This is a genomic window from Pseudonocardia xinjiangensis, assembly GCF_012911925.1.
In the GTDB taxonomy this organism is placed as follows: Bacteria; Actinomycetota; Actinomycetes; order Mycobacteriales; family Pseudonocardiaceae; genus Pseudonocardia; species Pseudonocardia xinjiangensis.
In genome coordinates this window covers 1-14,035 of sequence record NZ_JAAXKY010000171.1, presented here as the reverse complement: position 1 = coordinate 14,035, position 14,035 = coordinate 1, and the positions used below count along the sequence as shown (strand labels likewise).

General features: G+C 74.4%; 15 protein-coding genes. 9 read left to right on the top strand and 6 right to left on the bottom strand.

Annotated features, from left to right (window positions below; all coding sequences use genetic code 11):
- The coding region (locus HF577_RS32475; protein ID WP_169399820.1) for a DUF4129 domain-containing protein at window positions 1-330 on the top strand (330 nt) is incomplete at its 5' end.
- A gap of 101 nt (window positions 331-431) precedes the next feature.
- Here the strand turns inward: HF577_RS32475 and HF577_RS32470 are convergent.
- Entirely contained in the window at window positions 432-815 is a 384-nt protein-coding gene (locus HF577_RS32470) for a DUF3040 domain-containing protein (RefSeq protein WP_169399819.1), read from the bottom strand.
- A gap of 370 nt (window positions 816-1,185) precedes the next feature.
- Window positions 1,186-1,953, bottom strand: a complete 768-nt coding sequence (locus HF577_RS32465) for a class I SAM-dependent methyltransferase (RefSeq protein ID WP_169399818.1) — start codon at window positions 1,951-1,953, stop codon at window positions 1,186-1,188.
- 54 nt (window positions 1,954-2,007) lie between these two features.
- On the opposite strand from HF577_RS32465, the gene HF577_RS32460 reads away from it, so the two are divergent.
- Entirely contained in the window at window positions 2,008-2,916 is a 909-nt protein-coding gene (locus HF577_RS32460) for a ParA family protein (protein ID WP_169399817.1), read from the top strand.
- 30 nt (window positions 2,917-2,946) lie between these two features.
- Here the strand turns inward: HF577_RS32460 and HF577_RS32455 are convergent, their stop codons facing one another.
- Window positions 2,947-3,393: an SAV_6107 family HEPN domain-containing protein gene (locus HF577_RS32455; RefSeq protein ID WP_169399816.1), complete on the bottom strand. Its 447-nt coding sequence runs from the start codon at window positions 3,391-3,393 to the stop codon at window positions 2,947-2,949.
- A 20-nt stretch (window positions 3,394-3,413) separates the two neighbouring features.
- Window positions 3,414-3,731, bottom strand: coding sequence for a hypothetical protein (locus tag HF577_RS32450; RefSeq protein ID WP_169399815.1), 318 nt, complete (start codon window positions 3,729-3,731; stop codon window positions 3,414-3,416).
- 185 nt (window positions 3,732-3,916) lie between these two features.
- Here HF577_RS32450 and HF577_RS32445 point away from each other — a divergent pair, with 185 nt between their 5' ends.
- Window positions 3,917-4,492: a GNAT family N-acetyltransferase gene (locus HF577_RS32445; RefSeq protein WP_312859533.1), complete on the top strand. Its 576-nt coding sequence runs from the start codon at window positions 3,917-3,919 to the stop codon at window positions 4,490-4,492.
- Window positions 4,493-4,536: 44 nt separating this feature from the next.
- A complete protein-coding gene (locus HF577_RS32440) occupies window positions 4,537-5,229 on the top strand; it encodes an LppM family (lipo)protein (protein WP_169399814.1) in 693 nt (230 codons plus the stop codon).
- Here the strand turns inward: HF577_RS32440 and metF are convergent.
- Window positions 5,213-6,112 (bottom strand): methylenetetrahydrofolate reductase [NAD(P)H], encoded by a 900-nt coding sequence (gene metF / locus HF577_RS32435; RefSeq protein WP_169399813.1) that lies wholly within the window; start codon window positions 6,110-6,112, stop codon window positions 5,213-5,215. The two genes, HF577_RS32440 and metF, sit on opposite strands and share 17 nt — an antisense overlap.
- Window positions 6,113-6,253: 141 nt before the next feature.
- On the opposite strand from metF, the gene HF577_RS32430 reads away from it, so the two are divergent.
- Genes HF577_RS32430 through HF577_RS32415 form a run of 4 tightly spaced genes read left to right on the top strand, consistent with a single transcriptional unit; the run spans window position 6,254 to window position 11,615 of the window.
- A complete protein-coding gene (locus tag HF577_RS32430) occupies window positions 6,254-7,366 on the top strand; it encodes a polyprenyl synthetase family protein (RefSeq protein WP_169399823.1) in 1,113 nt (370 codons plus the stop codon).
- On the top strand, window positions 7,363-8,916 hold the full coding sequence (crtI, locus tag HF577_RS32425; RefSeq protein WP_169399812.1) for a phytoene desaturase family protein: 1,554 nt from the start codon (window positions 7,363-7,365) through the stop codon (window positions 8,914-8,916). Before HF577_RS32430 ends, crtI begins: the two co-directional genes overlap by 4 nt.
- A gap of 28 nt (window positions 8,917-8,944) precedes the next feature.
- Window positions 8,945-10,696 carry a polyprenol phosphomannose-dependent alpha 1,6 mannosyltransferase MptB gene (gene mptB, locus HF577_RS32420; RefSeq protein WP_246267724.1) on the top strand — a complete coding sequence of 584 codons (1,752 nt, stop codon included), beginning with the start codon at window positions 8,945-8,947 and terminating at the stop codon, window positions 10,694-10,696.
- Entirely contained in the window at window positions 10,674-11,615 is a 942-nt protein-coding gene (locus tag HF577_RS32415; RefSeq protein WP_169399810.1) for a phytoene/squalene synthase family protein, read from the top strand. The genes mptB and HF577_RS32415 overlap by 23 nt, the downstream gene beginning before the upstream one ends.
- A 28-nt stretch (window positions 11,616-11,643) precedes the next feature.
- Here the strand turns inward: HF577_RS32415 and HF577_RS32410 are convergent, their stop codons facing one another.
- A complete protein-coding gene (locus HF577_RS32410) occupies window positions 11,644-12,000 on the bottom strand; it encodes an Rv2175c family DNA-binding protein (RefSeq protein ID WP_312859532.1) in 357 nt (118 codons plus the stop codon).
- Window positions 12,001-12,067: 67 nt separating this feature from the next.
- Here HF577_RS32410 and pknB point away from each other — a divergent pair, with 67 nt between their 5' ends.
- Window positions 12,068-13,840, top strand: a complete 1,773-nt coding sequence (gene pknB / locus HF577_RS32405; RefSeq protein ID WP_312859531.1) for a Stk1 family PASTA domain-containing Ser/Thr kinase — start codon at window positions 12,068-12,070, stop codon at window positions 13,838-13,840.
- Window positions 13,841-14,035: the final 195 nt, after the last annotated feature.

The following is a 14,035-nucleotide window of genomic DNA, read 5'->3' as shown; positions in this document are numbered from 1 at the left end:
GCCGAGTCGACCGACCGCGGGGTCGGCTACCCACCGAGCGACACGGTGCGGGGTTCGGCCCGGCGCATGGTGCGGGAGCACACGCTGGACGGCGACGCGCAGCAGGCGCTGCGGGACGTGGTGGGCGCCGTGGAGGCGAGCTGGTACGGCGGCGGGCACCCCGCTCCCGGCGAGCTGGACGAGCCGGTGCGCACGGTGCGGGCCGGGATCGCCACGAAGGGATCACTGTCGCTGCGCGGGCGGCTGCTGCCGAGCTCGGTGCTGCACCGGACGCCGGTGGAGCAGCAGGCACCGGTCACCGAACGCGAGAGCGCCGCCCCCCGGACCTGATCGCCGGGCGGCGGCTTCGTACACGATCGGGACCACTCGTCCGTGGCCCCGATCCGGCTGACTGGAACTCGGCCAGACCGGGAACGGCCTGACCGGGCGGCCTACTCCTGCTCGAACCGGCGGCGGAAACGCTCTTCCATCCGGCCGGTGAAGCGGTTCTTGTCGGGCTCGGCTTCCTTCGGCTGACCCGGCTGACCGGCCTGGCCGACCGAGGTGACCGCGAGCACGGCACCGCCGAGCATCACCAGGAATCCGACGACACTCAGCACCGGGAAGCTGGACGCCAGCCAGAGCTGGGGCACGGCGACACCGACGACGAGCAGCACCAGACCGAGGACGAACAGGCCGACACCCTGGAGGCGACGGCGACGGGTGGGTTTGCGCAGGCGGCCACCACGAACGGTGGACGCGAACTTCGGATCCTCGGCGTAGAGAGCGCGCTCGATCTGTTCGAGCAGTCGCTGCTCGTGCTCGGAGAGGGGCACGGCTTCACCTCCGGCACTGGTCATCCTGTCGGGTCATCTTCCATGGTGCCGGAACGACGCGACGAGCGCCCAGGGCTGGGCGTCTGAGCAAGAGGATACGAGCCTCGCGGCTCGCCGACTAGCCAGACTCGTCAAGCGGACGGGTCGATCTTTGTCACGGACCGTCGCCGAGAGCATGAGCAGGGCCATTTTCGGTCACACAACGCCCCGGTGGCGGATTGCGGAGGCCCGGAAGGTGATCTCCACACCCCACGTCCGCCCGCTGAGCCCTGCCGGACACGATCAGTGCGCGTTCCGTCACACCCGGTCGGCCGTGTCCGATTCGCCCGGTGCGGATCGGCGGCCGGTCGGGCGGAGGCCGCACCGTTGCTCAGCCGGGCCGGCGGGCCAGCGCGTGCAGCCGGGCCGACATCTCGACGAGCGGTGCCGCTGCGGCGGCGAGGTCCTCCAACTCGGCCACGGCGCGGGCGGCAGCAGGCCCACCGTCGCGGACCGCGCTCGGCACCCAGCCCTCGAGCACCCCGTCGCCCTGCAGCACCTCCACCCGCAGCGCCGCGCCGTCCTCGAGCAGCCCGCGCAGGGTCGCCGCATCGAGCCGCCTGCGCAGCGCGTCGTCGGCGCCGAAGCGGCCGTCGGGATCGGTGAGCACGGCCCGCGCCTCGGCGAGCCGGCCGCTGAGGGTGCGCGCGAGCACCGCGGCGTAGCGCCCGACGACGAGCACCGACACCGCCCCGCCCGCCGCCGTGGCCGTGGTCAGCGCCGACACCGCCGCGGCGGCGTCGTCCACCACCTCGAGCAGCCCGTGGCCGAGCACGAGGTCGGCCCCACCGGGCGGGACGACGTCGGCGAGCGCGTCGACATCTCCCTGCACGGGCGTGACCAGCTCGTGCACGCCCGCCTCCCGGGCCCGCCGGTGCAGAGCCGCGAGCGCGTTGGGGCTGTTGTCGACCACGGTGACGGCGCACCCCGAGCGCGCGAGCGGCACCGCCCAGGCCCCGCTGCCGCCGCCGACGTCGAGCACGCGGGGCGGACGGTCCGGCCGCGCGGCGCGCACCCTGGTGACCTCGGCAACCAGCGTGCGGTGCACCGAACCCCCGCCCACCGCACCGACCGTCTCCGCCGCCGCACCACTCACCATCCCAGCCTCACAACGGCAGACTAGTGCGCTCCGGGGCAGGGTAGGTTGATCGCCGTGCAGGTCGTCGCCACGTTGAGCCTCAAGGGTGGAGTGGGAAAAACCACCGTGGCGCTCGGGCTGGCCGGCGCGGCACTGGAACACGGGGTGCGCACGCTGGTGGTGGACCTCGATCCGCAGGCCAACTCCACGATCGCGCTCGACGTCGGCTCCGCCACCACGGCCACCGTGGCCGACGTGCTCGACGAACCCACCCCGTCGGTGCTGCGGCGCGCGATCGCCCCCAGCGCCTGGGGCGCCGGCCTCGACGTACTGGTGGGCGCGGAGCAGACCGAGCGCCACAACCATCCCGATCCCGGCCCGAAGCAACTGGTACGGCTGGCCAAGGCGCTGGAGCGGCTCGACCGCGTCGAGCACTACGACGTGCCCCGCCTGCACGACGTCAACGGTCAGGCGGCGGCAGGCACGGGTTCCGGCGACCGGTACGACGACCCTCCCGAGCCCTACCGCCTGGTGATCATCGACTGCCCGCCGTCACTCGGGCAGCTCACGCGCAGCGCGCTCGCCGCGGCCCAGCGTGCCGTGCTGGTGACCGACCCGACCATCTTCGCGGTGTCGGGTGTGCAGCGCGCCTTCGACGCGATCCAGACCGAGCGGCAGCGTGGCAACCCGGACCTGCAGCCGCTCGGCGTGCTGATCAACCGCGTGCGCCCGCGCAACACCGAGCACGAGTTCCGCATCAACGAGCTGCGCGAGCTGTTCGGCCCGCTGGTGTTCACCGGCGTGCTGCCCGACCGGGCGGCGATCCAGCAGGCGCAGGGCGCCTGCATGCCGATCCAGCGGTGGGACACCCCGGGGGCCCGGGAGGCCTCCGCCGTGTTCACGCTGCTCCTGGGCCGGGTGCTGCGCAGCGAGAGATCGCGCCGCACGGTTGCCGCAACCGCGGCACCCCCTGCCACGCGCTGACCCGGCCGGTCACCGCCGGCCGGGCTCAGCTCAGCGCAGCGGCACCGACGCGCTGACGATGCCCACGAACTGTTCGGCCTGCCGCAACAGGTCGTCGGCGTCCCGTCGCCCCACCAGCCGCGCGATGCCCGCCTCCGCCGCGGCCCGCGTGTCGGAGCACGACGCGAAGAACGCGGCCCACTCCGCGAACTCGGGCGCGACCTCGGCCAGCAGCTGCCAGACGTTGCGCGTCGATCCGCGCCGCGGCCGGGGACGCGCGTGCACCGCGAGCACCGCCGCGCCTGCCCGCAGCGCGGCCAGGTAGGCCGCCGGGTAGCGGAGCAACGGCTCCTCGGTGCGGTGGGCCTCCGCGAGCCCGTCGGCGGCCTGGCGCAGCAGCGCCAGTGCCGCCCGCGAGGTGGGCGCGCCGGGCGCCGACCCGACGGGCGGCCGGACGGGCGCCCGCGGGTGGGGCACCCGCGCTGTGGTGATGGTCATCGTCGCCTCCCGGAGCTCACTCATTCCGACACCCGCACCAGGTCCCACACACCGGGCCCGGCCCGCATCCGCAGCACGAACTCCCGCGCCGGCGCCTCCGGCTCCCCCGCCGAGCGCGCCTCCACCCGCCAGCACCGCAGCCGGTCGCCCCCGACCGGCATGGGGGACGGGAACGGCCACGGGGACTCCTCGATCCAGCGCTCGCGGACGTCGGTGACCAGGTACCGCGGACCGCGGCGGACGGGGCGGCTCTCGAACTCGACCGGCTCGCCGTCCTGCCACCGCACCTGAATGGGGGTCGGCCGGCGCGACCCGAACACCCGACCGAAGGCACTCATCCGAATACGCTCCTCCCGCCCAGCACCGGACCACCGGTGGCGGGGCGCTTCCCCCGCCCCACCACCGGAGCCCGGGATCGAACGCATGTTCGATCCGACTCCAGTACAGCGCTCCGGCCCTTCCTCGTCAAGTCGGCCCTCCACCGGGAGCGGCGCACGTGCGGGCCGCGTGGTGTGATGGACGCGTGACAAGGGCTCCGGCGCGCCAGCTGGTCCAGCTCGGTCCGGACGATCTCGCCGACCGGCTGGCGGAAGCGCTGCACGTGTACGTCAGCGCGATGCGCTACCCCACCAGCACCGCCCGGCACCGGCGCACCCTCTGGCTCGACCACTCCCGCCGGCCGGGATGGCGCGGGGCGGCCTGGCTCGACTCGGCAGGCACGCTGATCGGCATCGCCTACGGCTACACCGGCGGTCCGGGCCAGTGGTGGTTCGAGGAGGTCCGCCGCGGGCTCGCCGGCCGGGGCCCGGACGTCCAGTTCTGGCTGCAGGACTACTTCGAGCTCACGGAGCTGCACGTCCGTCCCGACGCGCAGGGCCACGGGCTCGGCGAGGGCCTGCTCAGAACGCTGCTCGACGGCTCCCCGCAGCCACGGGTGCTGCTCTCCACGCCCGAGTACGGCACCCAGCCGCCCGGCCGGGCGTGGCGGCTCTACCGGCGCACCGGCTTCCGCGACGTCCTGCGCAACCACCGGTTCACCGGTGACTCCCGGCCCTTCGCGGTGCTCGGGCGCGAGCTCCCGCTGGCCCCCGCGCAGTAGCCGGAGCGGCGGGGCTGCCCGCTTCCGGCGAGGCGGATGGCACGATGACCGCCGTGCCGATGACGCCGACCGCTCGCCGCCGCGTCCTACCGCTGCTGCTGCTCGCCCTGCTGGTGGCCACCAGCCTGCTCGGCGGGTGCGCGCGCGTCCGTGCGGCGCTCGCCGTGCAGCCCGACGACACGGTCACCGGCGAGGTCGTCATCGCCACCCCGGAGAAGAGCGCCGACGACCCCGGGCCCGCGATCACGGTGCCGGCGGACCTGGAGTCCGACGTCGAGGTGTCGCCGTACCGGCAGGACGGCTACGCGGGGTCGGTGCTGCGCTTCTCGGGGCTCACGTTCGCGCAGGTCGCCAGCCTGGCCACGGTGGCAGGCCCCGCGGGTGACGCGGTCCGGTTCGAGCTGCGCCGGGCGGGCAACCGCGTGCTCGTCAACGGCGCCGTCGACCTCACCACGGTGGCGGTGGACCGGGCCGACTTCCAGCTCAAGGTCGGCTTCCCCGGCCAGGTGCTCGAGACCAACGGCGACGACGACACCAGCGACTCCAGCACCGTGAGCTGGACGTTCACCCCCGGCGAGGTCGGCGACACCAACGCCGTGGTGGCCTTCGACGACCCCAACGCCCCGTCGGCGCTGAACTGGACGATCGTGCTGGGCAGCATGGTCGCGCTCGCGGCCGCCGCGGTGGTGGTGGCCGCCCGCCGTACCCGCAACCCCCCGGTCAGCCCGGGGCGGTGACGGCGGGGCGCCGGGCCGCCAGCCCGAGCCTGCGCACCAGCTCCACCGTGGCCGTGGAGCGGTTCATCGTGTAGAAGTGCAGGCCCTGCACACCCTCGTCGAGCAGCCGCGCGCACATCTCCGCCGTGACGTCCATGCCGGCGGCGCGGAAGGCCACCGGATCGTCGGCGTAGCGGTCCATGCGCTCGACCAGCGCCTGCGGCAGTGGCGCGCCGGAGAGCTCGGGGCCTCGGCGCAGGGTGCGCGCCGTGGTGAGCGGCATGATCCCGGGGAGCAGCGGGACATCGCAGCCCGCGGCGACCATCCGGTCGCGCAGGCGGAGGAATCCCTCGGGCTCCAGGAAGAGCTGGCTGATCGCGAAGTCGGCGCCCGCCCGGACCTTCGCCACCAGCCTGGCCAGGTCGGTCTCGGGGTCGGGGGACCGCGGGTGCCCGTAGGGGAACGCCGCCACACCGACACAGAAGTCACCCAGCCTGCGCACGAGCGAGACCAGCTCGTCCGCATAGGTCAGGCCATCGGGATGGGGCAACCACTCCCCGAGCGGGTCGCCGGGCGGGTCGCCGCGCACGGCGAGGATGTTGGAGATGCCCGCTGCGGCGTAGGCCCCGATCACCTGTCGCAGCTCGGCCCGCGAGTGCGACACCGCGGTGAGGTGGGCCATGGGCACGAGCGTGGTGTCCGTGGCGATGCGGGCCGTCGTCCGGATCGTCCGGTCCCGGCTGGACCCGCCCGCGCCGTAGGTGACGGACACGAACGCCGGGTCGAGCGGCTCCAGCCGGCGTATCGCCCGCCACAGCTCCGCCTCGCCCGCCTCGTCCTTCGGTGGGAAGAACTCCACCGAGAAGACCGGACGGTCGCCGCTGATCCGTTGGGTGACCTTCACGGGTTCAGCCTACGACCAGCGGCGTTGTCGGCGCGCCGGAGTGTGGCTGCGCCGCTACCCTCCATGCGTGCCCCGCTCACCAGCAGTTCTGCTCCCCCGATGCCGCGGCGCGATCCGTTCGAGTCGGCTGCGGGGCTCCCGATGACCAACATCGAGGCGGTCGACACCGCGCTGCTCGACGACACCGGCCTCGTCACCGCCGTCGAGACCGAGCTCGCCGCGTTCCTCCGCGACCGCACGGCCGACGCCGTCGCCATCGACCCGGCCTTCGCCGACGCCACGGACGCGCTCGTCGCGTTCGTCCTCGAGGGTGGCAAGCGCATCCGGCCGACGTTCGCGTGGTGGGGCTGGCGCGGCGCGGGCGGGTCCGTCGACTCACCCGAGGCGGTCTCCGTGCTCCGCGCGGTCAGCGCGCTCGAGCTGATCCAGGCCTGCGCGCTGATCCACGACGACCTGATGGACGCCTCGGCCACCCGGCGGGGGCGCCCGACCGTGCACGTCGAGTTCGCCCGCAGGCACGCCACCGCGGGCTGGCGCGGGAAGCCGGCCCGGTTCGGCGCCGCCACGGCCATCCTGCTCGGCGACCTCGCGCTGGCGTGGGCCGACGACATGCTGCGCGCGGCGGGCCTGCCGCCTGCCGCGCTCGTGCGGGCGGCGCCGCCGTGGCAGGCGATGCGCACTGAGATGCTCGGCGGCCAGTTCCTCGACGTGCTGCACCAGTCCACGGGCGACACCTCCACCCGTGCCGCGCTGCAGATCGACCGCTACAAGACCGCCGCCTACACCGTGGAACGCCCGCTGCACCTCGGCGCGGCGATCGCCGACGCGGCGCCGGAGCTCGTGTCCGCGTACCGGCGCTTCGGCGCCGACATCGGCGTGGCGTTCCAGCTCCGCGACGACCTGCTGGGCGTCTTCGGGGACCCGGTCGTCACCGGCAAGCCGGCGGGCGACGACCTGCGTGAGGGCAAGCGCACGCTGCTGCTGGCGCTCGCCGTCGAACGCGCGGAGGACCGGGGGCGCACCCAGGCGCGCGACGCGATCACCGCCGCCATCGGCGATCCCGACCTCGACGCCGCCGGGGTGGAGCGGATCCGTGACCTGCTCACCGAGCTGGGGGCGGTGCAGGCGATGGAGCACCGGATCGCCGCCCTCACCGGCTCGGCACTCGACGCCCTCTCGGCCGTCGAGATCGCGGAACCGGCGGCCACCGCGCTGGCCGGGCTGGCGGAGATGGCCACGCGGAGGAGGAGTTGACCCGTACCGTCCCCGGTCCGACCGATCACGTCGTGGTGGTGGGCGCCGGCCTGGCCGGGCTGAGCGCCACGCTGCACCTGCTGGGCGCGGGGCGCCGTGTCACGCTCCTCGAACGTGCGGAGCACCCCGGTGGCCGCGCGGGCCGGCTCGACCTGCACACCGGCAGCGGCACCTTCCGGGTGGACACCGGACCCACCGTGCTCACGATGCCGGACCTGCTCGACGAGGCGTTCGCAGCGGTGGGAGAGAAGCTCGAGGAGCGTCTCGACCTCGTCGCGCTCGATCCCGCCTACCGCACCCACTTCGCCGACGGCTCCACGATCGACCTCCACACCGACGGCGACGCCATGGAGGCCGAGGTCAGGCGCGTGTGCGGCCCGCAGGCCGCGGCGGGCTACCGGCGCACGCGCGAGTGGCTCACCGCGCTCTACCGCGCGGAGATCGACTCCTTCATCGGCGCCAACCACGACTCGCCGCTCGACCTGCTCGGCCCCGACCTGGCCCGGCTCGCGGCGCTGGGCGGCTTCGGACGGCTCGGTCCACGGGTGGCGCGGATGCTGCCCGACGAGCGGCTGCAACGCATCTTCTCGTTCCAGGCGCTCTACGCCGGGGTGCCGCCGCACCTCGCGATGGCGGCCTACGGCGTCATCGCCTACATGGACACGATCGGGGGAGTTTTCTTCCCCCGAGGAGGCATGCGGGAGGTGGGTCAGGCGCTCGCGGACGCGGCGGTGGCCGCGGGGGCGCAGATCCACTACGGCCGCACCGCAACCGGCCTGGAACGCCGGGCCGGCCGCGTCACCGCCGTCCGGCACGTCGACACGGCCGGGCCCGGCGGCGACACCGAGCGGGTCGCGTGCGACGCCGTCGTGCTCACCCCGGACCTCCCGGTCGTGCGGCGGCTGGTCGGGCGCACGCCACGGCGCCCGGTGCCCCTGCGCCACTCCCCCAGCGCCGTGGTGCTGCACGCCGGCCTCAACCGCAAGCGGCCCGACCTCGCCCACCACACCATCTCGTTCGGAGCGGCGTGGCGCCGCACGTTCCGCGAGATCATCGACGACGGCGTGCTGATGAGCGACCCGTCGCTGCTGGTCACCCGTCCCACCGCCACCGACCCGGAGCTCGCCCCACCGGGCGGCGACCTCCTGTTCGTGCTCGCCCCCTGCCCCAACACCGACCGCGCCGGGCTGGACTGGGCCCGTATCGGCTCCGCCTACCGGGACGAGCTGCTCGGCGTGCTCGAGGCCCGCGGCCACCCCGGCCTCGGCGGGATCACCGGCGACATCGAGGTCTCACGCCTGGTCACCCCGGCCGACTGGAGCGCCGACGGGCTCGCCGCCGGCACCCCGTTCTCCCTCGCCCACACCCTCGCCCAGACCGGCCCGTTCCGGCCCCGCAACCTCGTCCGCGGGCTCGGGAACGTCGTACTGGCAGGCTGCGGCACCACCCCCGGCGTCGGCATCCCGCCAGTCCTGATCTCCGGGCGGCTCGCCGCCCGCCGGATCACGGGCGCGGCCACGCGGGCGCGCAGGGTACCCACCGGCGCCTGACACGGGTCATGCGAGCATGGATCGCGTCATGAAGCCACCATCATCGGTCGACGGATCGACGCTGCCCGAGGCGCTGCCGGGAGCAGCGCCTGCGGAGCGCGCATCGGCGCCAGTTGCTGCGCCGGCAGACGGCAGGCCGGCACCCGGTGGAGGTCCGGCGGACCTCGCACCACCGGAACACGACGCCGCCCCGGCATCGGGGTCGTCATGGCGAGCCCGGTTCGGCAACCCTCCCCGGCGGCCGCTCCTGCTCGGGCTGGCCGCGTCCCTGATGATGGTCCTCGGCGGGTTCGGGGCGGGCGGTGTCCTGGTCCGTGACCCGCTGCTCACCAACTCCGCGCTCGGCTTCTGGCGCTACGGGCACGGCCGCGAGCTGGCCACGGTGCTCATCTACGCGGGCGTCGCGCTGATGCTGTGGGCCTGGGTCCAGCTGGGGCGCGACGTCCTCGCCCGCCGCGTCGGCGGTCGCGCCGTGCTCACCACCGCGGCCGTCTGGACGGCGCCGATGCTGCTGGCGCCCCCGCTGTTCACCCGCGACATCTTCAGCTACCTGGCCCAGGGCGGCCTGGCGCTCGCCGGACTCGACCCGTACGCGGTCGGCCCCGACGCGATGCCGGGCATCTTCACCGACAACGTCCACTACTTCTGGCAGGACACCCCGGCGCCCTACGGGCCGCTGTTCATCCTCCTCGCCAAGGGCGTGGCCTGGGCCACCGGCAACAACATCATCCTCGGCGTGATCCTCATGCGGCTCGCGCTGCTGCCGGGCCTGCTGCTGTTGATCTGGGCGCTGCCCGAGCTCACCCGCCGGCTCGGCGGGCGGGTGCCGGTCGCCCTGTGGATCGCCGTCGCCAACCCCGTGATGGTCATCCACATGGTCGGGGGCGGCCACAACGACCTGCTCGTGGTCGGGCTGCTCGCGGCCGGGGCACTGGTCGCCCTGCGCGGAAGCTCCGCGGGAGGGATCGCGCTCGTCACCGGCGCGATGGCCGTGAAGGCCAGCGCGGCCGTCGCGTTGCCGTTCCTCGTGCTGGTGTGGGCGGCCCGGCTACCGGGCTCACGCAGGGCGCGCATCCTCAAGGCCACCGCGGCAGGCCTCGGCGTGTTCGTCGTGGTGTTCGCCCTCTGCACGCTGGCGGCGCAGGTCAGCCTGGGGTGGCTGCCAGCACTCAGCGCACCGTCCATGATCGTGAACTGGATGTCCTTCCCCACCGGCGTCGGCGAGTTCGCGCACACCCTCGTCGGGCTGGTGGCGAACGTCCCGAAGCAGCCGTTCATCAACGTCGCCCGGGTCATCGGCGCAGGCGTGCTGCTCTGGATCGCGGTGCGGCAGTGGTGGGCAGCACGCGACGGCGGACCGGACGCCGTGCACCGCGCCGGGATCGTGCTGCTCGCGGTGGCGGTGCTCTCGCCCGCCACCCTCCCCTGGTACGTGAGCTGGGGAATGGCACTGCTCGCGATGGTCCGGTGGTCGCCGCGCGGGATGGCCTGGGTCGTGTTCATCTCGCTGATGCTCGTGATCGTCTACTATCCCAACGGCGAGGACGCCCTCTACAACTGGGGCTACCTCGCGGTGTGCGCCCTCGTGGCCGCACTCGCCGCGGTGTCGCTGCTGCACCCCGACCCGCTCCGGCTCGCCGCCGGGGCCCGGGCCCGCAGACCCGCGAGCGCGGTGCCCGCACCGGTCACCGCCCCTGCCCGTGCCCCTGCCGCCGTACCGGCGTCCGCCGCCCCGACCGCCGCAGTCCCGGCTCCCGGTGCCGAGTCCGGGACAGGCTGAGCTCGACGCCGCCGGCATCACCGACCCGGCACTGCGAGCCGCCTACGCCAGCTGCCGGGAGCTCAACGCGCGCCACGGGCGCACCTACTTCCTCGCCACCCGGCTGCTGCCCCGCGCGCGCCGCCCCGCCGTCCACGCCCTGTACGGCTTCGCCCGGTACGCCGACGAGATCGTCGACGACCTGGGCGACCAGCGGCCTCCCGCCGAGAAGGCCGCCCGGCTCGACGACCTGTCCGCGGAGCTGGAGCGTGCGCTCGCCGGCGGGCCCAGCGACCGCGCCGTGCTCACCGCACTGGCCGACACCGCCCGTCGCTACGACATCGACGGCCGCCACTTCACCGCCTTCATGGCCTCGATGCGGATGGACACCCACGTCACCGGCTACGCGACGTTCGACGACCTCGGCGTCTACGTCCACGGATCGGCCGCGGTGATCGGGCTGCAGATGCTGCCCATCCTGGGCACCAGCGTGCCGCGCGCCGAGGCGGAAGGGCCTGCCGCCGCGCTCGGCGTCGCGTTCCAGATCACCAACTTCCTGCGCGACATCGGGGAGGACCTCGACCGCGGCCGGCTCTACCTGCCCGCCGAGGAGCTCGCCGCGTTCGGCGTCGACCGCGACCTGCTCACCTGGTGCCGGCACACCCGCAGGCCCGACCGGCGGGTACGGCGCGCGCTCGCGCACCTCGTGGCCCACACCCGTGCCGTCTACCGCCGGGCCGCGCCGGGCGTCGCGATGCTCGAGCCGGTGTCACGGGCGTGCATCGCCTGTGCCTTCCGGCTGTACCGCGGCATCCTCGACGAGATCGAGGCGGCCGACTACCACGTGCTGCACCGCAGGGTGTCGGTGCCGGCCCGCACCCGCGCAGCCGTCGCGCTGCCGGGGATGCTGCGCGCCGTGGTGGCCCGCGCCCGCTCCTGAGCCCCGCCGTCCGCGGTGGCGCGAGAGGTCAGAACGCCATCGCCTGGGCGCGGCGCTTGACCTCCCGATGCCGGCCTGCGCGCAACGACGCCACCGGCGTGCCCGGCAGCGAGTCGTCCTCCGCGAACAGCCAGCGCAGGATGTCCTCGTCGGTGTAGCCGCCGTCACGCAGCACGGTGATGGTGCCGGACAGCCCCTTGACCACCGCATCGTCCGCGTCGAGGAAGTCGGCGGGGACGACCACCTCACCCTCGCGCCGGAACGACAGCAGCTGGCCGTCGCGTACGAGCTGGTGCACCCGGGAGACGGGCTGGTTGAGCCTTTGGGCGACCTCCGCGACGGGCAGCGTTGCCACGACCTCGGAGAGCACGGACACATCGTTCACGGGTAAACACGATGCCACAGCCCCGGCAGGTCCGGCACCACCTCCCGGTGCCGGTACCGTCTTATGCGTGAATGCCCCGCCGGCCGCGTTGCTCGACGCGCGCTACCTGCTCGGGCCGGTCCTTGCCCATGGCGGCATGTCCACCGTCTACCGGGGTACCGACACCCGCCTGGACCGGCCGGTCGCGATCAAGGTGATGGAGCCCCGGCTCGCGGCCGACCCCGCGTTCCGCACGAGGTTCGAGCGCGAGGCCAGGGCCGCGGCCCGCATCGACCATCCCGCCGTCGTCGACGTGCACGACCAGGGCGACCACATGGGCGTCGACGGGCCGGTGCTGTTCCTCGTGATGGAGCTCGTCGAGGGTGGCACGCTGCGCGACGTCCTGCGGGACCGCGGGCCGCTGGGGGTGCCGGCCGCGCTGTCGGTGATGGAGCCGGTGCTCGCCGGGCTCGCCGAGGCCCACCGGCTGGGGCTCGTCCACCGCGACGTCAAACCGGAGAACGTGCTCATCAGCCGGAGCGGCGAGGTCAAGGTCGCCGACTTCGGGCTCGTCACCGCGGCCGCTTCGGCCGGGGCCAGCCACGCCGGCTACATCCTGGGCACCGTCGCCTACCTGTCCCCCGAGCAGGTCGCCACGGGCGCGGCCGACGCGCGCAGCGACGTCTACGCGGCGGGCGTCATGCTCTACGAGCTGCTCACGGGCGAACCGCCCTACACCGGCGACACCGCGCTCTCCGTGGCGTACCGGCACGTGAACTCCGACATGCCGGCGCCGTCGCTGATCGCCGGCGACGTCCCCCCTGAGCTCGACGACTTCGTCCTGCGGGCCACCCGGCGCGACCCCGCCGCCCGGCCGGCCGACGCCGGGGCGATGCTCGCCGAGCTGCGCCGCATGGCGACCCGGCTGGAGGTGCCGCGTGTGCCGCCGCCGGTGCCGCCAGCACGTCCGCTGGAGGAGCAGGACACGCTGCCGGCCGGCCCCCAGCACGTGCCCGGTACCGGCGCCTACCCCGCCATGGCGCCGCAGCGCGGTGGCACGCGGATGATGGCGCGGCCCGCCGAGGACGAGCACCTGGGCGCGCCCGGCGGCCCACCGGCCCACCTGCGGGCCCGCAGGCGCAGTCGCCGCATCTTCGCCGTCTGGACCGCGATCGTGCTCGTGCTCGCCCTGCTCGTCGGGGTGTCGGCCTGGTGGCTCGGCAGCGGACGCTGGACGGCGATGCCGTCGGTCGTCGGCCTGGACCAGAACACGGCTCAGCAGTTGCTCGGCGAGTCCGATCTCGTCGCCAGCATCACCACCGCCCGCGACAACAACCAGCCGGCCGGTGTGGTGGCGTCCGCCGACCCCCAGCCCGAGTCCCGGCTGCTGCGCGGCAGCACCGTGGTGCTCACGATCTCCTCCGGCCGCCCCACGGTGCCCACCATCGCTCCCGGCACCGCCGTGGCCGCCGCGGAGCAGGCCCTGCGCGACGCCGGCCTCACCCCCGTGCGGACCACCGACGCCGACCAGTTCAACCCCACGGTGCCCGCCGGTGCGGCCGTCGGCACCAACCCGGCCGCCGGCACGCCGCTCGCCATCGGTGCGCCCGTCACCCTCGTGCTCAGCCGTGGCCCCCAGCCTCCCCCTCCGCCCGAGCCGGAGGAGGACCAGGTGCGCGTGCCGTTCGTCATCGGCGAGCGGTTCGAGGATGCCGCCGACAAGCTCGACGACGAGGGGCTGGACGTCGAGCAGAACTCCCGGTTCTCCGACAAGCGCGACCGCGCCCGCGTGATCAACCAGGACCCGAGCCCCGGCACCCTGGTCGACCCCGGCACCACGGTCACCCTCGACACCTTCTGACCGCCCGACCCCAATCCCGGGCCCGGCCCGTCAGCACCAGGCCGGACGGACCCCCATCTGCGACATGGACACATATCGCTGCCCGAAGGGCCGTCCCGACAGCGACATGTGTCCATGTCGCGGACGGGCGCCCCGAGCGGGCTACTCGCGCGCGGGTTTCGGGCGACTCGCCGGGTGGGTCGGGTCCGGGCGGGT